This window comes from Actinoallomurus soli (assembly GCF_024055715.1).
In the GTDB taxonomy this organism is placed as follows: Bacteria; Actinomycetota; Actinomycetes; order Streptosporangiales; family Streptosporangiaceae; genus Actinoallomurus; species Actinoallomurus soli.
Map to the genome: position 1 here is coordinate 382,632 of NZ_JAMXMV010000006.1, position 23,235 is coordinate 405,866.

General features: G+C 72.6%; 22 protein-coding genes. 7 read left to right on the forward strand and 15 right to left on the reverse strand.

Features of this window, described 5'->3' with window-relative positions; genetic code table 11:
- Positions 1-60: 60 nt before the first annotated feature.
- The gene (locus NDW01_RS18425; RefSeq protein ID WP_252822119.1) at positions 61-621 is read right to left on the reverse strand and encodes a hypothetical protein; all 561 of its coding nucleotides are present in this window, start codon (positions 619-621) and stop codon (positions 61-63) included.
- A gap of 177 nt (positions 622-798) precedes the next feature.
- Here NDW01_RS18425 and NDW01_RS18430 point away from each other — a divergent pair, with 177 nt between their 5' ends.
- The 6 genes from NDW01_RS18430 to hisC all read left to right on the forward strand — a co-directional run bounded on the left by NDW01_RS18430 (position 799) and on the right by hisC (position 5,615).
- On the forward strand, positions 799-1,497 hold the full coding sequence (locus NDW01_RS18430; protein ID WP_252822121.1) for a hypothetical protein: 699 nt from the start codon (positions 799-801) through the stop codon (positions 1,495-1,497).
- 86 nt (positions 1,498-1,583) lie between these two features.
- The gene (locus tag NDW01_RS18435) at positions 1,584-1,784 is read left to right on the forward strand and encodes a hypothetical protein (protein ID WP_252785069.1); all 201 of its coding nucleotides are present in this window, start codon (positions 1,584-1,586) and stop codon (positions 1,782-1,784) included.
- Between the two features lie 33 nt (positions 1,785-1,817).
- A complete protein-coding gene (locus NDW01_RS18440) occupies positions 1,818-3,128 on the forward strand; it encodes a flotillin family protein (RefSeq protein ID WP_252822123.1) in 1,311 nt (436 codons plus the stop codon).
- A 243-nt stretch (positions 3,129-3,371) separates the two neighbouring features.
- Positions 3,372-4,046: an NUDIX hydrolase gene (locus tag NDW01_RS18445; RefSeq protein ID WP_252785065.1), complete on the forward strand. Its 675-nt coding sequence runs from the start codon at positions 3,372-3,374 to the stop codon at positions 4,044-4,046.
- Positions 4,047-4,080: 34 nt separating this feature from the next.
- Positions 4,081-4,386 (forward strand): DUF6401 family natural product biosynthesis protein, encoded by a 306-nt coding sequence (locus NDW01_RS18450; RefSeq protein ID WP_252785064.1) that lies wholly within the window; start codon positions 4,081-4,083, stop codon positions 4,384-4,386.
- A gap of 149 nt (positions 4,387-4,535) precedes the next feature.
- Entirely contained in the window at positions 4,536-5,615 is a 1,080-nt protein-coding gene (gene hisC / locus NDW01_RS18455) for a histidinol-phosphate transaminase (RefSeq protein ID WP_252822125.1), read from the forward strand.
- On the opposite strand, the gene NDW01_RS18460 is transcribed toward hisC, so the two are convergent.
- The 9 genes from NDW01_RS18460 to purD form a co-directional block, all read right to left on the reverse strand.
- A complete protein-coding gene (locus NDW01_RS18460; RefSeq protein ID WP_252822127.1) occupies positions 5,597-6,574 on the reverse strand; it encodes an EamA family transporter in 978 nt (325 codons plus the stop codon). The two genes, hisC and NDW01_RS18460, sit on opposite strands and share 19 nt — an antisense overlap.
- Positions 6,575-6,657: 83 nt before the next feature.
- Positions 6,658-7,323, reverse strand: a complete 666-nt coding sequence (locus tag NDW01_RS18465) for a hypothetical protein (RefSeq protein ID WP_252822129.1) — start codon at positions 7,321-7,323, stop codon at positions 6,658-6,660.
- Between the two features lie 5 nt (positions 7,324-7,328).
- Positions 7,329-8,918: a serine/threonine-protein kinase gene (locus tag NDW01_RS18470; RefSeq protein ID WP_252822131.1), complete on the reverse strand. Its 1,590-nt coding sequence runs from the start codon at positions 8,916-8,918 to the stop codon at positions 7,329-7,331.
- A gap of 428 nt (positions 8,919-9,346) precedes the next feature.
- A complete protein-coding gene (locus tag NDW01_RS18475) occupies positions 9,347-10,630 on the reverse strand; it encodes a transcriptional regulator (RefSeq protein WP_252822276.1) in 1,284 nt (427 codons plus the stop codon).
- Between the two features lie 466 nt (positions 10,631-11,096).
- Complete coding sequence (gene murA, locus NDW01_RS18480) at positions 11,097-12,386, reverse strand: UDP-N-acetylglucosamine 1-carboxyvinyltransferase (protein WP_252822133.1); 1,290 nt, start codon at positions 12,384-12,386, stop codon at positions 11,097-11,099.
- A 388-nt stretch (positions 12,387-12,774) separates the two neighbouring features.
- A complete protein-coding gene (locus NDW01_RS18485) occupies positions 12,775-13,578 on the reverse strand; it encodes an MOSC domain-containing protein (protein WP_252822135.1) in 804 nt (267 codons plus the stop codon).
- A gap of 46 nt (positions 13,579-13,624) precedes the next feature.
- Positions 13,625-14,935, reverse strand: coding sequence for an adenylosuccinate lyase (purB, locus tag NDW01_RS18490; protein ID WP_252822137.1), 1,311 nt, complete (start codon positions 14,933-14,935; stop codon positions 13,625-13,627).
- 33 nt (positions 14,936-14,968) lie between these two features.
- On the reverse strand, positions 14,969-16,102 hold the full coding sequence (locus NDW01_RS18495) for a low temperature requirement protein A (RefSeq protein WP_252822139.1): 1,134 nt from the start codon (positions 16,100-16,102) through the stop codon (positions 14,969-14,971).
- A gap of 7 nt (positions 16,103-16,109) precedes the next feature.
- A complete protein-coding gene (gene purD / locus NDW01_RS18500) occupies positions 16,110-17,345 on the reverse strand; it encodes a phosphoribosylamine--glycine ligase (protein WP_252822141.1) in 1,236 nt (411 codons plus the stop codon).
- A gap of 371 nt (positions 17,346-17,716) precedes the next feature.
- On the opposite strand from purD, the gene corA reads away from it, so the two are divergent.
- Positions 17,717-18,814, forward strand: coding sequence for a magnesium/cobalt transporter CorA (gene corA / locus NDW01_RS18505; protein ID WP_252822143.1), 1,098 nt, complete (start codon positions 17,717-17,719; stop codon positions 18,812-18,814).
- Positions 18,815-18,829: 15 nt separating this feature from the next.
- Here the strand turns inward: corA and NDW01_RS18510 are convergent, their stop codons facing one another.
- From NDW01_RS18510 to NDW01_RS18530, 5 genes are read right to left on the reverse strand one after another with little or no spacing between them, the layout of a single operon-like run.
- Positions 18,830-19,654, reverse strand: coding sequence for a glycerophosphodiester phosphodiesterase family protein (locus NDW01_RS18510; protein WP_252822145.1), 825 nt, complete (start codon positions 19,652-19,654; stop codon positions 18,830-18,832).
- A 29-nt stretch (positions 19,655-19,683) separates the two neighbouring features.
- Positions 19,684-20,880 carry an ABC transporter permease gene (locus NDW01_RS18515; protein ID WP_252822148.1) on the reverse strand — a complete coding sequence of 399 codons (1,197 nt, stop codon included), beginning with the start codon at positions 20,878-20,880 and terminating at the stop codon, positions 19,684-19,686.
- A complete protein-coding gene (locus NDW01_RS18520) occupies positions 20,877-21,599 on the reverse strand; it encodes an ABC transporter ATP-binding protein (RefSeq protein ID WP_252822150.1) in 723 nt (240 codons plus the stop codon). The genes NDW01_RS18515 and NDW01_RS18520 overlap by 4 nt, the downstream gene beginning before the upstream one ends.
- On the reverse strand, positions 21,596-22,642 hold the full coding sequence (locus NDW01_RS18525; RefSeq protein ID WP_252822153.1) for a peptidoglycan-binding protein: 1,047 nt from the start codon (positions 22,640-22,642) through the stop codon (positions 21,596-21,598). Before NDW01_RS18525 ends, NDW01_RS18520 begins: the two co-directional genes overlap by 4 nt.
- Positions 22,639-23,208, reverse strand: a complete 570-nt coding sequence (locus NDW01_RS18530; RefSeq protein ID WP_252822155.1) for a hypothetical protein — start codon at positions 23,206-23,208, stop codon at positions 22,639-22,641. Before NDW01_RS18530 ends, NDW01_RS18525 begins: the two co-directional genes overlap by 4 nt.
- Positions 23,209-23,235 lie beyond the last annotated feature (27 nt).

Sequence of the window (23,235 nt, forward strand, 5' to 3'; positions counted from 1 at the left end):
CGGTGACGACCGCGTGGTCCGGAACGGCGGACGGCACGCGATCGTCACCGAACGGCCGTCTCAGCCGCCGACCGCGCTCGCGGGCGGGTTCTTGTCCTGGAAGCCGGCGCCCGCGCTCGCGGCGTCCTTGTGGAACCCGTCGACCCCGCCGGCGACGGAAGTGATCTGCGTGGGGTCGACCGTCCCGCCCTTGAGCTTGCCGGACAGGTCCTTCATCGACGCGCTGAGCTTGTCGATCGGCCCGATGAGCACCTTGCAGAGGGTCGGGTCGGCCTGGGCGTTCGCCCGGGCCCGCCGGAGCTGGTCGAAGGCGAAGACCGCCGCCGCGCCCGCCTTGACGATCGACCGCTTCCGCTTGGGCGCGCCGCTGTTGAACGCGCCCGCCCGGAACGGCTTGTAGATGTAGCGCCGGAACGTACCCGCCGCCAGGCCGGCGTTGGTGAGGAACCGCGTCTTGACGAAGTGCCGCTCCCTCTTGGTCGGGCAGGCCGCCGGGGTGGCCGTCTGCCCGTAGGCCCCCGGTCCGGTCGCGCCCGGGGCCGCCGGTGCGCCGGCGGCCGGAGGCTGCGCCTCCGGCTTGTTCTTGGTACCGCCGCCGCACCCGGACAGGGCGAGCAGCATTATGGAAATGATGACGAACGATCTGCGGAGCATTCGTTTCCCCCGAATAGCCCACTGAGTTGGACAATGTAGATGCGCCCTCGGCATCGCACTTCCTTTTTACCGTGCGTGTGATGGCGGCGGGCGATCGTGGGCGTTCGATGGTTCAAGTCGGTAAGTGCGATATCGTCATTCGATGTGACATCGCGGAGCTTCTACGCCATCGCATTCCTGCTCGTGGCCGCGGCCGGCTGTAGCCAGGACCGGCGGCCCGAGCCCACGGCCTCGGCGCCGACAGGGCCGCCGGTCTCGGAGCGGTACAACGCCGATCAGCTGACTCAGGCGCTGCTCACCGACATTCCCGGATATGAGCATTCGGGGGTGCCGCAATCAGGGCAGTACGGCGCGCTCACGTCCGTACGGAATTCCCTCCAGATGCAGCAGGCCGCGAAACTCGACAAACCCGAATGCGCGTCGTCGACCCGCGCCGTCTCCTCGAACAAGGAGGTCTGGACCGCGCCCTCGGCGTTCACCGCGTTCGCCAAGGGCCGGGACCAGACCGTTTCGGAGACGCTGATGGCGGTCGGCCCGGACGCGGCCGCGCAGGAGGTCGGGCTCCGCGTCCCCGCCTCGTGCCGCACGTTCCACGCGAGCGTCGGCGGCCACTCGTCGACCGGCACGATCGTCGAGGCGCGGGGCGCGCGCATCGGCGAGGCGACCCGGACCGTCGGCGTGGCGACGACGACGGGCACGGCGACGGTGAAGACCTGGTACGTCGTGCTGCGCTCGCGCGGATACCTCGCCACCATCACCCTCTTCGGGCCGAACGCGACCCGCGACGAGGCCGAGAACCTGGCCCGGCAGGCGTACCAGCAGGCCGAACGCATCCTGCCGTGAACGTCCCCGTGGAACCCCGGACGGCCGCACTCTAGAGGCGGGATCATCGCGGCGGGTACGGTGCCCGTGGGAGAAGGAGGAACGCCGTGGTGGGCAGGCAGGGCCGGGTGACCGGCAAGATCGGTCCAGGCCTGGTCGGCGAGGTGATGATCGCGATCCGGGGCGGGGTGGAGGCGTTCTACGCCTACCCGGCGATCGACGGCGAGGAGATGGCGGTCGGTTCTCTCGTGGTCGTGATGGATTACCACCCACCGCGAACCGTCTACGTCTCCTCTGCGTCTATTTGACGTCCTAACCGCACGGCTCCCTAGGAGGAGCAGATGCCGATAGTCGCCGTGGCGATCGGTGTGGTCGTCGCCGTCATAGTCATCGCCGTCCTGTTCAAGGCGATCTGGCGGGTCGCCGAGCCCAATGAAGCGCTGATCATCTCCGGGCTCGGTGCGCGCGCGCACAACCGGGACACCGCCGAGAGTCTCGGCTTCAAGATCACGACGGGCAAGGGCACCATGGTCCTGCCCGGCTTCCAGACCTGCCGACGGCTCTCGCTGGACACCCGGGTCTCCGGGCTGGAGGTCACCTGCGTGACCTCACAGGGCATCAAGGTGCACGTCCGCGGCGTGGTGATCTACAAGGTCGGTGACGACTTCACCTCGATCGCCAACGCCGCCCGGCGCTTCCTCGACCAGCAGAAGCAGATGGACGACAAGACGCACCAGCTGTTCGCCGGGCACCTGCGCTCCATCGTCGGCAACCTCACCGTCGAGGACCTGCTCCGCGACCGCGACCGGCTCACCAACCAGGTCCGCACCTCGTCCGCCGACGAGATGGGCAAGCTCGGCCTGGTCGTCGACTCGCTGCAGATCCAGGACATCGAGGACGAGGTCGGCTACATCGACAACCTCGGCAAGCCGAACTCCGCCGCCGTCGCCTCCGCCGCCCGCATCGCGCAGGCACAGCGCAACCAGGAGGCCACCCAGGCGGAGCAGCTCGCCGAGCAGGCCAACGCCGCCCAGATCCGCGACACCGAGATCAAGAAGCGTGAGTACCAGGGCCAGGTCGACCAGGCCGCGGCCGAGGCCCGCCAGCAGGTCATCCTGAAGGAGACCAAGAACGCCGAGCTGGAGGCCGACCGCAAGGAGAAGGCCCTGGAGGCCGAGGTCCGCAAGCCCGCCGACGCGAAGGCGTACGAGCGGGTCACCCTCGCCGAGGCCGAGCGGCAGGCGGAGGTGGCCCGGGCGCGGGCCGAGGCGGAGGCCACCAAGATGACCGGCCAGGCCGAGGCCGAGGCCACCCGCGTCAAGGGTCTCGCCGAGGCGGAGGCGATCAAGGCCAGGGCCGACGCGCTCGCCGAGAACCAGGAGGCGGTCATCGCCCAGCAGCTCGCCGAGAACTGGCCCGAGATCGTCGCCGCCGGCGCGAAGGTGTTCGGCAACGTCGACAACATGGTCGTGCTCAACGGGGCGGAGGGCGTCGAGGACATGCTCGCCAAGGCGCTCACCCTCGGCGGCACCGGTCTCGGCGTCGCCCGGCAGCTGCTCGCGTCGATGAACAACGGTCAGCAGGACGTCGCGGCCCGCGACGGCAGGCCCGCCGTGCCGCAGAGGGCCGCGGACGCCGACGGCGCCGCCTGACGACCCGCGACCGGCCGGAGCCCGAGCCGAACCGAGACGTACGGGGCCGGTCGAGCCTTACCAGGCCGACCCCATCCCTCGTAGGGCCGGCGGAGCCGTGGGACCGCACGAGCGGCTCCCTACGGCCCGTACGGGGCCGGGCCGGGGCCGATCGGCGGTGGCGCCGGGCTTCGCCCGGCGTGAAGAGGGCCGGAGCGTTCGCTCTCGGCCCTCGGAGGCCGCGCGGCCCGATAGCGTAACGGCATGACCGACGCGCGGGTGGCCGTCACCGTCGATCTCGTCGTCCTCACGGTTCGCGAGCATCGGCTGTGCGCGCTCGTCTGGCGCCGTGACCGGGCGCCGTACTCCGGTGCCTGGTCCCTGCCCGGCGGGTTCGTGCAGCTCGACGAGGACCTGCCCGTCGCGGCCCAGCGGCTGATGGCCGAGCGGGCGGGCCTGGCCGGGGTGCGCGTGCACCTGGAGCAGCTGGCGACCTACGGCTACCCGGACCGCGACCCGCGGCAGCGGGTGGTCAGCGTGGCCTACCTCGGGCTCGCTCCGGACCTGCCCGCCTCCAGCCGGGCGCAGGTGCTGTGGGAGCCGGTCGGCGACCTGACCGAGCGCGACAAGGCGGCGTTCGACCACCGGCGCATCCTGCTCGACGGGGTCGAGCGGGCCCGCGCCAAGCTGGAGTACTCCCCGCTGGCCGCGGCGTTCTGCCCGCCGGAGTTCACCGTCGCGGAGCTGCGGCGGGTGTACGAGATCGTGTGGGGCACGCCGCTCGACCCTCGGAACTTCCACCGGAAGGTGACCAAGGCGGAGGGCTTCCTGGTGCCGACGGAGCGCACGACGACGCGGGACGGCGGGCGGCCGGCGCGCCTCTATCGCCGGGGCAGCGCCGAGTCGCTGCACCCGCCGATGATGCGCCCGGGCTGTTGATGGGGCATTTGTCCGGTTTTGGTACCTTCCTGCCATGCCTGAGGACGTTGCACGCGAGCTCGTACGCCAGATGATCGGCGAGGTCGGCGAGGAAGGCGTCGCGGCGATGGGACGTCTGCCGGGCCTCGCCGCCGCGGTCGACCAGCACGCGGCGGCGATCCGCGACCTCGTCGCGGGGTCGGGCCGGGAGCTCACCCCGCAGTTCCTGCGGGAGTACCTCGACGAGTTCACCGACGCCGCCATCGAGCGCGGCTGGTGGCCGGACGAGGACTTCGACTTCGAGACGATCCGGGTGGTCGCCATCTGCGCGCTCATCCGGGAGCTCGAGCGGCTCGGTTAGTCCCCCGGGCCCCCAGGGCCCCGGCCCGCCGACGGGCGGTTCATGGCCGTTCGCGGCCCTTGGTGTGCTCTGACCGGCCGCCGGTGGCGACAGCGCCCCGTCCCACTTCGTACAGTGATCTCGTACGTCTCCGTCCCGGGAGGACAAGGGTGTCCGAGCAGCGCATACCACGTTTCCGTTTCGTGCTCGACGACTACGTCGCGTACAAGCCCGGCAAGGTCGCCCGGTCTCCGGAGGGCCGGTCGTTCAAGCTGTCCTCGAACGAGTCCCCGTACGGGCCGCTGCCCTCGGTGGTCGAGGCGATCGGCCGCGCGGGCGAGCTGGTCAACCGGTACCCCGACAACGGCTGCGTCGCGCTGGTCGAGGCGATCGCCGGGCGGTTCGGCGTTCCGCCCGAGCACGTCGCCGTCGGCTGCGGCTCCGTGGGCGTCGCCCAGATGCTGCTGGAGTCCGTCGGCGAGCCCGGCGTCGAGGTCGTGTACGCCTGGCGGTCCTTCGAGGCCTACCCCACCCTCGCCGACCTCGCCGGCGTCACCTCGGTCCGCGTGCCGCTGGCCGAGGAGGCCCACGACCTGCGGGCCATGGCCGACGCCATCACCGACCGGACCCGCCTGATCTTCGTCTGCAACCCGAACAACCCGACCGGCACGGTCGTGCGGCGCGCGGAGCTGGAGGAGTTCCTGGACCGGGTGCCGGAGGACTGCCTCGTCGTCCTCGACGAGGCCTACCACGAGTACGTCCGCGACCCCGAGGTCCCCGACGGGCTCACCCTCTACGGCGACCGGCCGAACCTCGCCATTCTGCGCACCTTCTCCAAGGCGTACGGGCTGGCGGGCCTGCGGGTCGGCTTCATGGTCGCCCAGCCGCACATCGCCGAGCAGGTGCGCAAGACCTACCTGCCGTTCACGGTGAACGCCGTCGCCCAGGTGGCCGCCATCGCCTCCCTCGAGGCCGAGGCCGAGCTCTTCGAACGCGTCGAGGCGACCGTCAAGGAGCGCGAGCGGGTCCGCGAAACGCTGCTCACCCAGGGCTGGACGGTGCCGCCCGCCGAGGGGAACTTCGTGTGGCTGCGCCTGGGGGAGGACACGATGAGGTTCTCCGCGGCCTGCGACGCCGCCGGGGTCAGCGTACGGCCGTTCCCCGGCGAGGGCGCGCGCGTGTCGATCGGCGCGCCCGAGGAGAACGACGCCTTCCTCGCCGTCGCGGAGGCCTACCGCGGCGGCTCCTGAGCCGCGGGCTCGGCGGCCGCCGCTTCGACTCCGGCCGCCGGGCCCGGCTCCGCGTCCGTACGGGGTCGGCGCTCCGTCGACACGACCAGGCCGACCCCCAGGATGATGATCAACCCGCCGGCGAGGATCGCCCACGAGGCGTGCTCGCCGGCGAACGCCACCCCCAGCAGCACCGCCACCGCCGGGTTGACGTACGCGTACGTCCCGACGAGGGAGATCGGGGCGTTGCCGAGCAGCCAGACGTACGACGTGAAGGCCACGAGCGAGCCGAAGACGATCAGGTAGGCGAGGCCCAGCCAGGACGCCCGCGAGACCTCGCCGAGATGCAGCGTCTCGCCGCGCCCGAACCCGGCGGCGAGCAGGGCGACCCCGCCGGCGGCCATCTCGTACACGCTGGCGGCGAAGGGGTTCTCCGGCATCGGCAGCCGGGACGACAGGAACGACCCGATCGACCACGACAGTGAGGCGATCAGGATCACGGCCACACCGGTCACGTCGCCCGAGCCGCCGCCGCGCGTGAGGGTCAGCAGCGCCAGGCCGCCGAAGCCGACCAGCACCCCCGCGACCGTCGCGACCGGCGGCCGGTCGCCCGTGGCCACCCGGAACAGCACCAGCCACAGCGGAACGCTCGCGACCAGCAGCGCGGCCAGGCCCGAGGAGATGTGCTGCTCCGCGATGCCGACCATGCCGTTGCCGCCGGTCAGCAGCAGCAGGCCGACGAGGGCGGCGGTGCCGAGACGGCGCCACGGCACCCGTAGCACGGAGGGGCCGCGCAGGATCGCCAGGACGGCGGCGAGCACGGCGGCCGCGACGATGAAGCGGAGCCCGGCGCTGATCAGCGGCGGCATCGTCTGGACGACATAGTGGATGCCGAGATAGGTCGAGCCCCAGACGACGTACACGATCGACAGGGTCGTCCAGGTCAGCGGCGAGCGCGAGTCATGAGTCTGTGTGGTCATGGCTCATTACACGCTAGTGGGTACGCCCTTCTGCGCGCCACGCTCTTTTTCGGCCCTCACCCCCACGGATCCGGCCGGAGAGGTCACCCGCAGGCGTAGTCGAAGGCGCCGGAGGCCCGCAGGCCCGGCCCGCCCGGCTGGACGATCTCCAGCGTCGCGACCGCGTGGAGGGTCCCCTCGCCCTTCACGGTCCAGCGCAGCGGAACCCGGACCGAGCGCTGCCCCTTGCGCACGCTCTCGGTCAGGACCCCGGAGACCTGACCGTCGCTGCGCCGCCAGCGGTACCTGACGTCGCCGTAGCCGCCGTTGGTCCGGATCGTCCCGACGAGCCGTACGGTCGTGTCGCAGGACTGCATCGTGGTCGGCGCGCTGACGTCCACGCCGGTCACGGCGACCCCGGTGCCCCCGCGCAGCAGCCACCACACGATCAGGCCGGCGAGCGCGGCGACGCCCAGGGTCAGCAGCCCGCCGGCGATCCGGCGCCCGAGCCGCCGGCGCCGGCCGCCCCCGCTCCACTTCTTCGCCACCTCCGCCGGAACACCGGGCCCGAACCGCAGGCTGGAACCGTCGCCGGACGGCAGGGTGCGGTCGTCCCCGGATCGCTCGGGCTCGTCGTACGGCAGGATCCCGTCGGTTCGATCGGCCGGCCGCAGCGTCTCGTCGAGGTCGCGCGCCGTCTCGTCCAGGTCGCGCCGGGTCTCGTGAAGGTCGCGTCCGGTCGCGTGGGAGTCGCGCCGCGTCTCGTCCATCGCCCTCACTCGATTCCGCAGCCGAAGGAGGCGGAGCCGGAGTCGGAGTGACCGTCCGCCGAGGCGGTGACGGTCACCGACGTGCCGGGACAGCTGTCGTAGTCGTACGTGGACGTCAGCGCGTGCGTGCCGGGACCGCTCACGGACTCCGTGGTGGGGTGGTCACCGGCGCGGTCCGCGGCGAAGGTCACGGCGACGCTCACGGTGCCGGGTCCGCTGACGGTGACGCTGATGCGGGCGGTCACCGAATACCCCGCGGCGGCGCGGGCGGCGGAGCCCGTGGAGACGCCCTCGACCTTGATCCCCGTGACCACTGTGGGGGCCGGCTTGGTGTGCGTGGGGGTGGGCGTGGGCGTCGGGACGACGACCACGGGGCTGGTCGGGCCCTCGGCCGGGGGCGCGGTCGGCGCGCCGGGACCCCCGGGGGCGGACGGCGACGTCGTCCCGGGCGCAGGCGCCGACCCGGCCGGCGTGGGGCTGTCCGACGGCGACGGGCTCGGCGACGGCGAGACGATGTCGCTCGGGGAGGGGTTCGGCTCGGCCACCACGGACGGCGTCGAGGTCGCGGTGGCGCCTCCGCCGAGGCGGTGGTGGGAGTCGGCCAGGACGTACGCCCCGCCGCCGCCCGCCAGGAGCGCGCCCGCCGCCATCCCGGCCACGACCAGGAGCCTGCTCTTGCCCAGGCGCGTCAGCGCCAGCGCGGTGCCGCCGGCGGCGATCGGCCGGGCGAGCGGGAAGAGGTAGGCCAGCAGCGCGGCGAGGGCGGCGAGACGGACCCGGCCGCGCTCCTCCCAGCCCGGGCCGTACTCGGCGAGCGCCGTGTCCTCCAGTTCGGCGAGGAACGCCTCGGCCGACGCCGGCCGGCCGGCGGCGTCCTTGGCGAGGCCGCGCGCGACCAGGCCGCGCAGTCCCGTGGGAACCCGGTCGACCGGGATCGGGTCGAGCCGGTGGGCGGCGGCCAGCGCCCACAGCCCCTCGACGGGGTACGGGCGTTCGCCGGTGAGGCATTCGTAGAACACGGCGGTGGCGGCGTACACGTCGGTGGCCGGTCCGACGGCGCCGGTCGTCCACTGTTCGGGCGCCATGTAGGCGGGCGTGCCGGAGGCGGTGGCGTGTTCGTCCGCGCGGACCGCGATGCCGAAGTCGGCGAGCTTGCTCTCGCCGTCGTCGCGGATCAGGACGTTGGCGGGCTTGTAGTCGCGGTGGACGACCCCGGCGGCGTGCGCGGCCGCCAGGCCGCGCAGCGAGCCCTTCAGGACGACCAGCGCGGCCTCCGGGCCGGTGGGTCCCTGCGTCTTGAGGACGTCCTTGAGCGTGACGCCGTCGACGAGCTCCATGACGAAGGCGGCGGCCGTCGGCGTCTCGTAGTACTCGTACAGGCCGACGATGTGGGGATCGGTCAGCTCGGCCAGCAGACGCGCCTCCGCCCGGAACCCGTCGAGGAAGCCGGCGTCCGACCTGAGCTCATCGGAGAGGTACTTGATGGCGGCGGGGGTGCCGGTCGCCTCGTGGACGGCCAGGACGACCGTGCCCGAGGCGCCCTGGCCGAGAAGGCGGATCTGCCGGTATCCGGGAACCGGCCGGTTTCCGTCCATGGCGTTCCTTGTTTCGAACGACGGAGAGCGTCGGGATCCCGACACTACGTATGCGACGTTCGCGGCGGTCGCCGAGTTGAGGACACGCGCTGAAGTGGCCGAATACGGCCATGACCATTATGTTGACCAACGGTCCGATAGGACCGCCGCATTTCCGGATACGGACTTAGGGCGAATTCTGCCCGGAATGTCGTGCTCGCGCCTGCCGTGGCCCGCCCGGCACTTCCGGGCGGCCCACGGCGCGGCCGATCCGCCAACGGGCCGGCCGCCGGATCCGCCAGGGATGCGGCGGCCGGATCAGCCGGCGGACCGGCCGGCGGATCAACCGGCGGACCGGCCGGCGGATCAACCGGCGGACCGGCCGAGGACGCGGCTGACGGACCGGCTGACCGGTCCGCTGAGGGATCCGACGGCGGATCGCCGCGGGATCAGCCGGCCTTCGGCCCGAGCTTCTCGACGATCAGGCGGTAGAGCTGACGGGGACGGCCCGGCTGCGGGGTCCGGTTGGGCGGCAGCGGCCAGGCGAGGCCCTCCTCCACCAGCGTCCGCAGCAGCCGCCGGGCCGTGCGCGGGGTGACGCCGAGCATCTTCCCGGCGTTCTCCGCGTCCACGATGAGCGGCTGCCGGCCGTCGGGCCCCTCTTCTCCCGGCTGGTCGCCCAGCTTGTCGGCCAGGCGGGCGAGGATCTCCAGGCCCTTCGGCTTGGCGGGCGCCGGAGCGCGCGGCGGGGTCCGCGGGGCGGGCACGAGCGCCCGGCCGTCCCGGTCGAGCGCGAAGCCCTGTGCCCGCTGCGACGTCTGCGAGCGGGCCAGCGCCGCCCGCGCGTGCGTCTCGGCCTCCTGGGCGGTGCGGCCCATGCCGATGCCGACCTCGACGGCCAGCCCCAGCTCCTCCCGCACCCGCTCGACGAAGGGCGGGGTGCGGAACCCCTCGGTCGCCGCCGTGATCGAGCCGCGCGTCGCGGTGACCAGGTAGCTGTGGTCGTCGAGCGGCCAGACGGCGGCGCTCATCCGGTGCGCCTCCTGCAGGAGGAGGCGCTGCAGCGACAGCTTCAGCTCCTCGCGCCAGTAGCGCGGCGTGACGCGCCGCGGCGTCTCGCGCAGCGTCGGAACGTCCACGACCACCACCACGAGCTGGGACTCCTCCAGCCGGTGGTGAGCGCCGAGCAGGGCCGAGGTCTGCAGCGCGGACCGGATCGCCGCGCCCGTCGGCCGGATGCGGAGCGTCGGCACGCCGGCCAGTTCGAGCCGCTCGGCCGTGGCGTGGACGCAAGTGAGCGCGACACTTGTTGCGCCGCGGCGCCACAAACGCTCGTGAAAGGCCGCCAGAGTCCCCGGTCCGGCCGCCTCCTCCCGCAAGTGCACGTGCTCGGTGCTGAGGTTGATCTCGCCGTACGCCTCTTCGACCTCCGCGCGGCTCAGCACGTCGATGCTGACGCGCGAGGGTTCGTGCTGCTCGTCGAGCGCGGCGCGCAGGAGCGCGCCCTGCAGTGCGGCGCCGTTGAGGGGAACGAAGGTCGCCGGCATCGTGAGGACGCCCGCCTTACGGGCGAACTCGTAGGGGACGGGGCTGGCGAACAGGCAGACGTCCACCCCCGACCCGAGCCGTACGACCTTGTCCGCCGCCTCCTGCTCGTCGCGGTACGCGGCCGCGACGAGGCGGCTCGGCACCGGAGTGGGGCCGTGGCCCATGAGCATGACCCGCTCGACCAGATCGTGGGGTCCGACGACGCCGATGGTCAGATCGGGGGTCACCGATCCGCCTCGAGGACCGCTCATGTCCGCCCCTCCCGGCGCCGCGGCGCCTCCGGGTGACTTTCGGGCGGCCCCACCCGCCGAAGGTCCTCGTCCGCGGCCGTCGGAACACGGCCCTCACCCAACGCATGACTCATCGCACTGACGCCCCTCATCTGGTCGTCCGCCCCAGCTCCGTGAACTAACACCTCATTGGGCAGATCGCCGGAGGCCCGTGGTATGTGACGGGTCTTAGCGAAATCGGTTAAGAGTGCGTCGAAAAACCACTAGTAGAGGGCGTCCGGTGAGGAGAATATTACTAACCGGTTAGGTCAGCGACGGTCGGGAATGCTGTGATCATTTTGGTCCGTTACGGCCTGAGCCCCGCCACGTTCCCCGGGCCGGAGCAGCGCGGGGAACCTGACGGGGCGTCCTCGTCGTGAGGTCAGGCCAGGCGCTCGATGTCCGCGCCCAGGGCGTTCAGCCGCTCGGCGACGTGCGAGTGGCCGCGGTCCAGGTAGTAGCCGTTCGTGATCGTGGTCTCGCCCTCGGCCACGAGGCCCGCCAGCACCAGCGCGCTCCCCGTGCGCAGGTCGTGGGCGACGACCTCGGCCCCGCGCAGCGGCGTCGCGCCGTTGACCTTGGCCCGGTTGCCGTTCACCTCGATGTCGGCGCCCATCCGCACCAGCTCGTCGGCCAGCTTGAACCGGCCGTCGAAGATGCGCTCGTAGATGTAGCTCGGCCCGTCGGCGAGGCAGGACAGCGCCATGATCGGCGACTGGAGGTCGGTGGCGAAGCCGGGGTACTCGTCGGTGATCACGTTGATCGGCCGCAGCGGCCGGTCGCGGCGGACCCGGAGCACGGCGCCCTCCTGAGAGAACTCCACGCCCATCTGCTCCAGCTTGTCGGCGGCGACGCCGAGGTGCTCGAGCGAGGCGCCGACCAGGCTGATCTCGCCGCCCGTGGCGGCGGCCGCCATCACCAGCACGCCGGCGTCGATGCGGTCGGGCATCACGGTGTGCTGGACCGCGGTGAGACGGTCGACGCCCTCGACGGTGATGAAGCCGGTGCCGCCGCCGGTGATGCGCGCGCCCATGCGCTGCAGGAGCTGGATGACGTCCAGGACCTCGGGCTCCAGGGCGCAGTTCTTGATCAGCGTGGTGCCCTCGGCCAGCGAGGCGGCCATCAGGAGGTTCTCGGTGCCGGTGTGCGAGGGCGTGTCGAGGTAGAGGGTGCCGCCCTGCAGCTGACTGACCTTGACATGGATGCTGCCACGGCCGTCGTCGCTCACCTGCTCGGTGACGGTCGCGCCCATGCGCTTGAAACCGTTGTAGTGGAAGTCCAGGTTGCGGCTGCCGAGGTTGCATCCGCCGACGCCCTCGATCACCGCCTCACCGAGCCGGTGCAGCAACGCCGGGACGAACAGGAACGAGCCACGGAACCGCGAAGCGATCTCTTCGGGCAGGACCGGGCTCGTCAGCTGCGACGCGTCGATCACCAGGGTGCGCTCGGCCTCGTGCAGCTCGGCCTTCGCGCCGATCGCCTGCGCCAGCTCGACCGCGCGTCTCACGTCCTCGATGATCGGTACGTTGCGCAGGACCGTACGTCCCTCGGCCGCCATCAGGGAGGCGCCGATCATCGGCAGGACGGCGTTCTTGGCGCCCTGGACGAACACGGTGCCGTTCAACTCGGCGCCGCCCCGCACGCGGTAACGGACCTCGTGGCCCAAGCTCATATCGCCGGTGCTCCTTTGGCTGCGGTGAAGTTAGACTGCCCGCTCGGTCAGGTCGGCGGGTCACGAGTGCCGCGCGTGTGACACGGGCGGCCCCAGTATTCCATCGGGCGCTCCGCGGCATGACCGAAACTTCCGGTCTGGCGTGGTTGCGCCGATTGGTTAGATGCGGCGGGCCGCAGGTTTGTTCGGGGTCTCGCGGACCTCAGCGACCGGGCTTGCCGATGCGTTCAGCGTTTCACTTGTACGAACCTGAGCCCCGAGCATACCCACGGGTTCGCGTGGTACCCGCCGCCCGGTGCGCCGGATGGGCGGGAGTGATGCGGGTGTGACGCTCGGTGAAGTCGCCCGAGGGCACGTCCGTTATCGGGTGGATCGCGGGGCCGCCGGCTCAGCCGAGCCGGGTGACCTCGACCGCGTCGCCGACGCTGATGGTGCCGAGCGCGCGGGGGACGGCGTTCTGACCGAAGATGACGCCGCGGTCGCCGTCGGGGAAGACGAGGGTCCGGTAGGTCGCCAGGGTGCGCAGCGGCTCGCGGCCCTTGACGGCGGTCTCCTGGTCGGTGGTCGTGATCACGCAGCGGGCGCAGGGCTTGACCAGCTCCAGCTCGACGCCGCCGATCCGCAGGGTGCGCACGGTGTCCTCGCCCCACGCGCCGAGACCTTCGAGCACGATGTTGGGCCGGAAGCGGTTCATCGGCAGCGGCTCGTCGAGGCGGGAGTTCAGCTCCTCCAGGGACTCCACCGAGACGACGAGCAGGGGGAACTCGTCGGCGAACTTCACCGTGCCGCCGACCTTGGTCGGACGCCGGCCGGTGAACCGGACGAGGCGGCACTCGCGGCCGAGCGCGGCGGTGAACCAGCCGGCGGCCTCGTCACCCTGGTCGACGCCCTGGCACGGATTGCCGTGCACCGTGACGTCGAGCACCGGCCCGTCGCCCGACGCCGAGTGGACGAGCGGCCCGTCCGGCCCGGTCCCGGCGAACTCCACGGTCAGCTTCACGCCGTCGTACGACGGGCGCAGCAGCGCCATCCGCGGGACCTCCCGCTGCGACAGGTGCCGCCCGTCCGGGCGGACCAGCATGAACGCCCGGTCGTTCCGGAACCCCTCCGGAAGCACCTCGGCGCCGGTCAGCGGCGTGCCGCCGGCGCTCTTCACGGGATAGACGTTCAGCTCGCGGACCACGACCGTCATGGCGGGGCTCCCTTCTCTCCCCGCCATGATCGCATCCCGGCCTCCGTCAGCTCAGCGCGGCGAGACGCTGGAACACGCCGTCGAGGCGCTCGACGTACCGCTCCGGCCGGCAGACGGCGTCGAGCCGCGCCTCGTCGAGGGTGAGCCCGGCCGCCGCGGCCTGCGCGCGCAGCGTCTCGCGGAACGGCGTCCCGGTCTCCCAGGTCTCCATCGCGGCCCGCTGCACCAGGGGGTACGCCTCGTCATCGCGGGACATCCCGGCGTTGACCAGCTCCAGCAGGACCGCGCTGGTGTAGATCAGGCCGCCGGTCGACTCCAGGTTCGCGCGCATCCGCTCGGCGTCGACGACGAGGCCGGTCACGAGGCGGTGCGTGAGGTTCAGCATGTAGTCGAGCGCGATGGAGGCGTCGGGCAGCGCGATCCGCTCCGTGGAGGAGTGGGAGATGTCCCGCTCGTGCCACAGCGGGATGCCCTCCAGGACCGGGACCACCTGCGCGCGGACGATCCGGGCCAGCCCGGCCAGGCGCTCGGAGATGATGGGATTCTTCTTGTGCGGCATCGCGGAGGAGCCCTTCTGGCCCTTCCCGAACGGCTCCCACAGCTCGCGGACCTCGGTCCGCTGGCCGTGCCGGACCTCCAGCGCGATGGCCTCGCAGACCGTGGCGATGATCGACAGGGCGGAGACCCACTCGCTGATGCCGTCGCGGATCACCACCTGGGTCGACACGTCGGCCGGGGCCAGCCCGAGCTCAGCGGCGACGTACCGCTCGACCTCCGGGTCGATGTTGGAGTAGGTGCCGACGGCGCCGGAGATCGCGCAGACGCCGACGGCCGCGCGGGCGCGGCGCAGCCGGTCGCGGGAGCGCGCCATCGCGAACGCGAAGTCGGCGACCCGGTGCCCCCAGACGTCGGGCTCGCCGTGGATGCCGTGGGTACGGCCGACGCGCAGCGTGTCGCGGTGGGCCAGGCCGTGGTCGCGCAGCGCCGCGACGAGGGCGTCGGCCTTGGCGAGCAGGATGTCGGTCGCCTCGACGAGCTGCACCGCGAGGGCCGTGTCGAGCAGGTCCGAGGACGTCATGCCGAAGTGGACGTACGCCGCGGCCTCGCGGGGCTCGGTGTTGTCGGCCCACGCGGACAGGAACGCGATCACGTCGTGCTGGGTCGTCGCCTCGATCTCGGCGACCCGCTCAGGGGTCGGCGGCGGGGCGGCGCGCACCGGCTCCACGACGTCCGACGGGACGGTGCCCGCCTTGGCGTGTGCCTCGAGCACCAGGGTCTCGACCCGGCACCACAGCTCGTACTTGTGCGCGTCACTCCAGACGCGGCCCATCTCCGGAAGGGTGTAGCGCTCGATCACCCCTCCAGTGTCCCAGGCGTCAGGACAGGCGGCTCACCCAGGACCGCCGGTGCTCCTCCGCTCCGTCAGGAGGGCCGCCACGATGATCAGGACGAGGGCGATGAGCTCCGCCTCGCCGGCCAGCAGGGCGCCCACCGGGATCGCGGCCAGGGACAGCACCGCCGCGCCGACCCGGATCGCCGGAGAGCCGATCCGGAGGATCCGGCGGAAGGCCGCGTCGCCCAGCAGGTACGCGGCGACGCCCGCGCCGAGGGCGACCGCCGGTCCCGTGTGCAGGGCCTCCACCGGGTGGGCCATCGCCTTCTTCACGCCCGCCGCCGCCGCGACGATGCCGAGCATCAGCGGGATGTGCGCGTAGAAGTACGCGTTCATGATCGCGCCGGTCCGGCGTGCGTCGTCCATCCGCGTGAGCGCGGACTCGGCCCGTAGGTCGTCCTCGGCGAAGTAGGGCCACCACAGCGCGGCGGCGAGGGCCAGGCCGAGCACCGCGGCGACCGTCGTACGGGTGTCGAGCGGGTTCTCCGACAGGCCGATCCCGATCGCCACCACCGACTCGCCGAGCGTGATCAGGACCAGCAGGCCGTTCCGCTCGACGATGTGCCCCGCCCGCAACGAGAACCGGCCGCCCGGCCGTATGACGTACGGCGCGGCGATCGGCACGAGCACCGCCGCGATCCACAGCGCGTATGTCGGCGGACCCGACGTCAGCCCCGCGCCGATCACCAGGGCGGCCGCCACCAGGTTCACCGGGAGGACGCGCAGGATCTGCCGGTTGACCTGCGCGTACAGGCCGCCGTGGACGAGCACGACGACGAGGTAGCCCAGCCCCCAGGCGACGCCGCCGCCGTCGAAGGCGCGCGGGGTCGCCAGCGCCATGATCAGGAACCCGGCCATCCCGACCAGCAGCAGGAGCCGCCGCAGCGTGGTCGTCGGCGCGACCGTGTTCGTCAGCCAGGCGTACCCGGAGTAGATCCACCATAGGACGCCGAACAGCGCGACCACCCGCAGCAGCCCCACCGGGGACAGCTCGTGGGCCAGCACCCCGGTGAGCTGCGTGATCGTGAAGACGAAGACCAGGTCGAAGAACAGCTCGACGGTGGTGACCCGGTAGCCGTCCTCCGCCGGGGGCGCCGTCTCGACCGGGCCCCCGGCGTCGGAGATCGCCACGCGCCGGTCAGACCTTGGCGGCGATGTCCGTGCGGTAGTGCGCGCCGCGCAGGCGGATCCGCTCCGCCGCGGCGTACGCCGTCGCGCGGGCCGCGGCCAGGTCCGGGCCGGTGCCGACCACGTCGAGCACCCGCCCGCCGCCGGAGACCGGCAGACCCTTCTCCAGCTTCGTGCCCGCGTGCAGGACGTACGCGCCCTCCACCGCCTCGGCCTCCTCCAGCCCGGCGATGGGATCGCCGACGGTCGGCTTGCCGGGGTAGTTCTCCGCCGCGATGACGACGGTGACCGCCGCGCCCGGCCGCCACTCCAGCGCCGGGGCCGACCCGAGCCCGCCGACCGCGCACGCCTGCAGCAGCGAGCCGAGCGGGGTCGCCAGCCGGTCCAGGACGACCTGGGTCTCCGGGTCGCCGAACCGCGCGTTGAACTCGATCACCCGGACGCCCTTCGACGTCAGCGCGAGCCCGGCGTACAGCACACCGGTGTACGGCGTCTGGCGGCGCCGCATCTCGTCCACGGTCGGCTGGATGACCGTCTGTACGACCTCGTCGACCAGGCCCGCGGGCGCCCAGGGAAGCGGCGTGTAGGCGCCCATGCCGCCGGTGTTCGGGCCCTGGTCGTCGTTGTAGGCCCGCTTGAAATCCTGCGCCGGCAGCAGCGGGACGACCGTCGTGCCGTCGGTCAGCGCGAACAGCGAGACCTCGGGCCCGTCGAGGAACTCCTCGATGACGACCCGCTCGCACTGGGCGGCGTGCCGCGCGGCGATCGCCCGGTCCTCGGTCACGACGACGCCCTTGCCCGCGGCCAGCCCGTCGTCCTTCACGACGTACGGCGGCCCGAACGCGTCGAGCGCGGCGTTCACGCCGTCGGTGCCCTCACAGATCCGTGAGTCGGCGGTCGGGACGCCGGCCGCCGCCATGATCTCCTTGGCGAACGCCTTCGAGCCCTCGATCCTCGCGGCCGCGGCGTCGGGGCCGAAGCACAGCAGCCCGGCCCGGCGCAGGGCGTCGCCCACGCCCGCGACCAGCGGCGCCTCGGGACCGATCACCACGAGCTGTGCCGCCAGGCGCTGCGCGAGCTCGACCACGGCGACCGGATCGGTGGGATCCAGGACATGGTTGTCCGCGAGCGCGCCGGTGCCGGCGTTGCCGGGGGCGCAGTGCAGCGCGGTGACGTCGGGATCTTGGGCAAGGGAGCGGACCAGCGCGTGTTCGCGCCCGCCCGAGCCGAGAACGAGGACTCGCACGTAGGGAAGCCTACCGAGATCTCCTGTTTTCCGGGCTCGTCGGGGAAGCGGCGGCAGGCCGCCGTTGTTGATCTACTTCGGGGACCGGACGCGTGATTTCTGAAGTAATCCGGGAATCCTGTGAACCGGCGGCCGCCGCCGGGCGTCCTTATTACCCGGTGTAACCTCAGAGCCCGTGCTCTGACGCCGACGACCCTAAGGAGGTGGTCGAAATGAGTCCTGGCGATCCTTGCAGTAACGCCGAGCCTCCTCACAGTCCGACCATCTCTACTCGGCGTCCGGCCGCCTCCGGCGCGCGCTCCCCGCTCTGATCACGGGTCGACGCGCGCCGGCGCGCGTGCGGCCGGGCCAGGGAAGGATTCCCCATGGCCATGACCAGGGTTCGCCCCGGACGCGCGACTCGCGTCCTGTTCAAGCCGCTCGCCCGTCCCGGCCGCATCGCGGCCGGTGAGTCGATCAACCAGCGGTCCGCCCTCATCGACTGGGCGGCGTACATCGACGGCAAGCGCGTCGACACCGCCAGTCTCGCCGAGGCCGTCGAGCTCGTACGCGCCCCCGACGACCTCCCGGAGGGCGCCGAGCCGCGCAGCCGCTTCGTCTGGGTCGGCCTGCACGAGCCCGACGCGGCCGAGCTGGAACGGCTGTCGGAGGTGTTCGGCCTGCACCCGCTCGCCGTGGAGGACGCCGTCCACGCCCACCAGCGGCCGAAGCTCGAGCGCTACGACGACGTGCAGTTCATCGTCATGAAGACGGTCGGATACGTCGAGCGCGCCGGCACGGAGACCGTGCGCACCGGCGAAATCATGATCTTCTGCGGGCCCGACTTCGTCGTCACCGTCCGGCACGGCGAGCACGGCGCGCTCGCCCCCGTCCGGCAGCGCCTCGAGGACAACCCCGAGCGCCTCGCCCTCGGACCCGCCGCCGTCCTGCACGCCATCATCGACCGGGTCGTCGACGACTACATCTGCGTCGGCAACGCCGTCCAGCAGGACATCGACGAGGTCGAGGAGAACGTCTTCTCCGCCGACGCCACCAACCAGGCCGAGCGCATCTACCGGTTGAAGCGCGAGGTCATCCAGCTCAAGCGCGCCGTCGGCCCGCTGTCCGGCCCGCTGCGCAACCTCGCGGCCCGCCGGTTCGTCCCCACCGAGATCCGCGAGTACTTCCGCGACGTCGACGACCACCTCGCCCGCGTGCGCGAGCAGGTCGAGTCCTGCGACGAACTGCTCACCCCGATCCTCCAGGCGCACCTGACCCAGGTGACCGTCACCGACAACCACGACATGCGCAAGATCTCCGCGTGGGCGGCGATCCTCGCGATGCCGACGGCGATCACCGGCGTCTACGGCATGAACTTCAAGTACATGCCGGAGCTGCACTGGAAGTACGGCTACCTGATGGCCGTGGGCGTCATCGTGAGCGCCTGTTTCGTCCTCTACAGGGGCTTCCGCCGCAACGGCTGGCTCTGAGCCGGGCCCTGCCGGTCAGCGGCCCAGCACCGTACGGAGGCGGTCGGGGTAGTCGGTGACGATCGCGTCCACGCCGAACGCGATGAGCCGCCGCATCTCGGCCGGATCGTTGACCGTCCACGGGACGACGCGCAGGCCCCGCGCGTGCGCCGCCGCGACCAGTTCCGGGACGACCATGACCCGCTTGGGGGAGATCATGGTCGCCCCGGCGTCGGCCGCGGCGGCGATCAGCCCGCCCGCCGGATCCCGTCCGGCCATCCACGACGCGTCGAGCGTGTCCGGCTCGACCAGCGCGACGCGGTCCCCGCCGGGCAGCAGCTCCCGCGCCACGCCCAGCACCCGCCAGTCGAACGCCAGCAGCCGCACCCGCTCCAGCAGCCCGTACGACTCCAGCACCTTCACGGCCGTGACCGTGATCGTCTCGATGTCCGGCCAGGACGGATCGGTCTTGATCTCGACGGACAGCCGTACGTCGTGCGGCACGACCAGCTCGCACAGCTCCGCCAGCGTCGGCACCTCCGCACCGGGGATCGGCGTCTGCGTCGCCGCGAACCGCTCGTTCCGTATCCCCGCGTCCAGCGTCTTGATCTGCGCGAGCGTGAGCTCCCGGATCGGCCGCCCGACGTAGGGGTACAGCGGGTCGTCCGGCCGGCACGGCCCACGGTCCCGTACGGTCCCGGCGTTCAGCGCCTGGTCGTGGTGGAGCACCGGGACTCCGTCCGCGGTGAGCGCGACGTCCAGCTCCAGCACGTCGACGCCCAGTTCGAGGGTTCTGGCGAACCCCGCGATGGTGTTCTCCGGCCACAGTCCCCGCGCCCCGCGGTGTCCTTGGATCTCCATCCGCCCCAGCGTACGGGCTCTCCTCACGGTCACGGGGCGGCGAGGGCCTCGGTGGGGGACAGCCGGGCTGCGCGGATCGCGGGGTACAGCCCGGCGATCCCGCCGATGACCAGCGTCGCGCCGACCCCGCCGGCCATCGCCCACGGCGGGACGACCGTCGGCCAGCCCTGCGTCACCGCGAACACCGCCGTGATGAGGATGCCCAGCGTCACGCCGCCCACGCCGCCGAGCGCCGCCAGGAGCTGCGACTCGGCGAGGAACTGCAGCCTGACCTGACCGCGCGTCGCGCCCAGGGAGCGTCGCAGGCCGATCTCGGCGCGGCGTTCCAGGACCGAGATCACCATGGTGTTCGCGACGCCGACCCCGCCGACCAGGAGCGCCACCGCGCCCAGGCCGAGGAGGAGCCCGGTGAACGCCTTGTCGCCGGCGTTCTGCGCGGCCAGCGCGTCCGACGGGCGGCTGACCTCCACCGCGGTCGGCGACTCGGGATCGGCGGTGGCGGCGAGCAGGTCCCGCACGTGCGGCACCGCGTCCTTCCGCGCCCGTGTGTAGACGGTGGTGGGGTGGCCGTCGAAGCCGAGCCGCGCGGCCGCGACGTCCCAGCCGACCAACGCGGCCGAGTCCAGCTCCGGCGCGAGCGGCGCGTGGTCCAGGATGCCGACGACCGTGAACCACCGCGAGCCGAGCCAGACCTGGACGTTCGGCTGCGCGACACCCAGCGCGTCCGCGGCGTCGGAGCCGAGTACGACGGCCGGATACCGGCTCGTGGCCGCGTTGAGCCAGGTCCCGGCGGCCATGCTCAGACCGGCCGTACGGGGCAGGTCGAGGCGGCTCGCGAGGACGCTGATGCCGCCGGTCTCCCCCGCGTCGATGTGGTCGTTGCGGTAGACGTTCGTTCCGGGAACCTTGCCGGTGGCGGACGCGGACAGCACGCCGCTCATCCGGCCGATCATCGCCACCGATTCCTCGGGGAGCTCGGCGTCGGAGCCGAAGAAGTCCTTGCCCGGGGCCACGGTGAGCATGTTCGTGCCCAGCCGGTCCAGCGCGGCCTGGAGCTGCGCCCGGCTGGAGGTCGAGATCCCGACCACGCCGACCATCGCGGCGATGCCGATCGCGATCCCCAGCGCGGACAGGAACACTCGCAGCGGGCGGGCGCGCAGCCCCGCCGCGCCGACCCGGACCACGTCCCGTGGGCCCAGCCGTGCCGGCTCGTCCCTTCCCGTCATGGCGCGGCCTCCGCCCGTACCTCGTCCGCGATGACCCGGCCGTCGAGCATGCGGATCTGGCGGGGCAGCGTCGCGGCGATGTCGCGGTCGTGGGTGATCACGATGACCGTGGTGCCGACCGCGGCCAGTTCGCGGAGCAGGTTCATCACGCCGGCGCCGGTGGCGGTGTCCAGCGCGCCGGTCGGCTCGTCGGCCAGCAGGATCGCCGGTTCGCCGACCACCGCGCGGGCGATCGCGACGCGCTGCTTCTCCCCGCCGGACAACTGGTGCGGCCGGTGGCCGAGCCGGTGCGCCAGGCCGACCCGTTCGAGGGCCGAGCGCGCCCGGCGGCGGCGTTCCGCCAGGGGTACGCCGGCGTACAGCAGGCCGTCGGCGACGTTGTCCAGCGCGCCGACCCCGGCGGCGAGGTGGAACTGCTGGAAGACGAACCCGATCCGCCGGGCGCGCAGCGCGGAGAGCCGCCGATCCGGCATCGTCGACACGTCGCGGCCCTCGATGCGCACCGTGCCGGCGCTGGGCCGGTCCAGCGTGCCGATGAGGTGCAGCAGTGTCGACTTGCCGGAGCCGGACGGCCCGACGATCGCGGCCGCCTCACCGGCCCCGACCCGCAGAGACACCCCGTCCAGCGCCGTGACGCCACCCGGGTACTCCTTGCGGACCTCCCGCAGTTCCACGACCGGCTCGCCGACCACGGGCTCGCCGACCACGGGCTCGCTCACTTCGGCACCCCGACGGTCATGCCCTCGGCCAGGCCGGGACCGGAGACCTCCACCTTGCCCTCGGTGAACGCGCCGGTCTCCACGGGGACCGTACGGACGCGGCCGCCCTCGACGACCTGCACGCCGTAGCCGCCGTCGGACTGGGCGAGCAGCGCCTCGATCGGCACGGCGAGGACGTTCGCGTGCCGGCCGCTGGTGAGGTACACCTTCACCGGCGCCTTGTCGTAGGAGCCCAGCGCCCCCTGGTCGTCGACGGTCACGGTGACCGCGACCGTGGTGGGGGCGTCGCCCCGACCCGGCGTGGCGACCTTGCCGACCTTGGTGATCCGGCCCTTGGTCGTTCCGCCGCCGGGGAGTTCGATCGACACCCGGGCGCCCTTCTCCGCCAGCCGCTGGTACTGCACGTCCAGGTCGACGTCCACCTGCCGGGTGGTGCCGGTGTAGGTGAGCACGGGGCCGCTCGCCCGGTCCCCGGTCTGCGCCTTCCGCTCGGCGACCCGGATCTCGCCGGGGGCGGTCACGACCGAGCCGGGCGCGACCCTGCCCGTCTCAGCGAGGCCGAGGTCCTCCTGCCAGCGCTTCACCGCCGCCGCGGTGGCGGCGGTGTAGGTCTTGTCCACCGTGAACCCGGTGTAGCCCAGGGCCTGGAGATTCCGCTCGAACTGCAGGACGTCCCGGCCCTTCGTGCCGTCCGCGAGGGTCCGGTAGAGCGGCAGCGACCCGTACAGCAGCGGCACGGGCCGGTCGTCCACGCGGTAGGCGGACCGGCCGCGCGACACGACGCTGCCGGGCGCGGCCAGCCAGGTCAGGACGCCGTGACCGCCCGCGCCGGTCAGGGTGTGCGTCGTGCCGTACCCGAGCGTGCCGTCCACCTTCTGGGTCTCCACCAGGGTGGTCCGCTCGATCCGCGCCGTCGCGGGCGGCAGGGAGTCGCGCCCGGTGGGTGTGCCGCCACCGCCGCCCAGACCGGCCGCCGCCAGGCCGCCGACGCCGATGAGGACCACACCGACGCCGCTCAGGACCGCGACGCGGATCCTGCTCAATGTCCGCTCCGGGTCAGGGACCGCCCGCCGGGGCCGCCCGACCGGTACTGCGCGCAGGCCTGGTCGGCGTCCTTGAACGCCGGACTGTCCGGGCCGCCCTGACCGGAGGCGCCCTGAGAGCCCTGGCCGCCGTTGCGCTTGATCAGGATGCCGCCGTCGGGGTTCGGGTCGGCCATGTCGACGCCGTGCCGGCGCATGCACCTGGCGTAGGCGCGCAGCTTGGCCAGGTCCTGCGCGCTGGGTTTCTTCGGCTTGCCGCCGTTCGGCCGAAGACGGCCGCACTTGGACTCGGCGGCCTTCAGCGCCGGGTCGTCCATGCCCTTCGCGGCGTTCGGCTCGGCGCTGCCGCGCCGCACCGACATCCGGACCCGACCGTTCCCGTCGGGCTGCGGGTCGGCCATGTCGACGCCGTTGGCCCGCATGCACCGGGCGTAGGCGCGCAGCTTCTCCAGGTCGCTCGCGGCACCGGTCCGGGTGTTCGCCGGCTTGTGCCCGGACCCGCAGGCCGGGAGGCCGAGGAGAAGCGCCGGGGCCAGGACCAGCAGCGGGATCGTCTTTCTTCGCATTCATCGTCTCCGCATGAGTCCGCCGGA

What these genes read in the sequence shown, in the direction of transcription:
- NDW01_RS18425 (WP_252822119.1), bottom strand. Translation starts at nt 621, where the DNA reads ATGCTGCTCGCCCTGTCCGGGTGCGGCGGCGGTACCAAGAACAAGCCG.
- NDW01_RS18440 (WP_252822123.1), top strand. Translation starts at nt 1,818, where the DNA reads ATGCCGATAGTCGCCGTGGCGATCGGTGTGGTCGTCGCCGTCATAGTC.
- NDW01_RS18445 (WP_252785065.1), top strand. Translation starts at nt 3,372, where the DNA reads ATGACCGACGCGCGGGTGGCCGTCACCGTCGATCTCGTCGTCCTCACG.
- NDW01_RS18450 (WP_252785064.1), top strand. Translation starts at nt 4,081, where the DNA reads ATGCCTGAGGACGTTGCACGCGAGCTCGTACGCCAGATGATCGGCGAG.
- NDW01_RS18460 (WP_252822127.1), bottom strand. Translation starts at nt 6,574, where the DNA reads ATGACCACACAGACTCATGACTCGCGCTCGCCGCTGACCTGGACGACC.
- NDW01_RS18465 (WP_252822129.1), bottom strand. Translation starts at nt 7,323, where the DNA reads ATGGACGAGACGCGGCGCGACTCCCACGCGACCGGACGCGACCTTCAC.
- NDW01_RS18470 (WP_252822131.1), bottom strand. Translation starts at nt 8,918, where the DNA reads ATGGACGGAAACCGGCCGGTTCCCGGATACCGGCAGATCCGCCTTCTC.
- murA (WP_252822133.1), bottom strand. Translation starts at nt 12,386, where the DNA reads ATGAGCTTGGGCCACGAGGTCCGTTACCGCGTGCGGGGCGGCGCCGAG.
- NDW01_RS18485 (WP_252822135.1), bottom strand. Translation starts at nt 13,578, where the DNA reads ATGACGGTCGTGGTCCGCGAGCTGAACGTCTATCCCGTGAAGAGCGCC.
- corA (WP_252822143.1), top strand. Translation starts at nt 17,717, where the DNA reads ATGACCAGGGTTCGCCCCGGACGCGCGACTCGCGTCCTGTTCAAGCCG.
- NDW01_RS18510 (WP_252822145.1), bottom strand. Translation starts at nt 19,654, where the DNA reads ATGGAGATCCAAGGACACCGCGGGGCGCGGGGACTGTGGCCGGAGAAC.
- NDW01_RS18515 (WP_252822148.1), bottom strand. Translation starts at nt 20,880, where the DNA reads ATGACGGGAAGGGACGAGCCGGCACGGCTGGGCCCACGGGACGTGGTC.
- NDW01_RS18530 (WP_252822155.1), bottom strand. Translation starts at nt 23,208, where the DNA reads ATGCGAAGAAAGACGATCCCGCTGCTGGTCCTGGCCCCGGCGCTTCTC.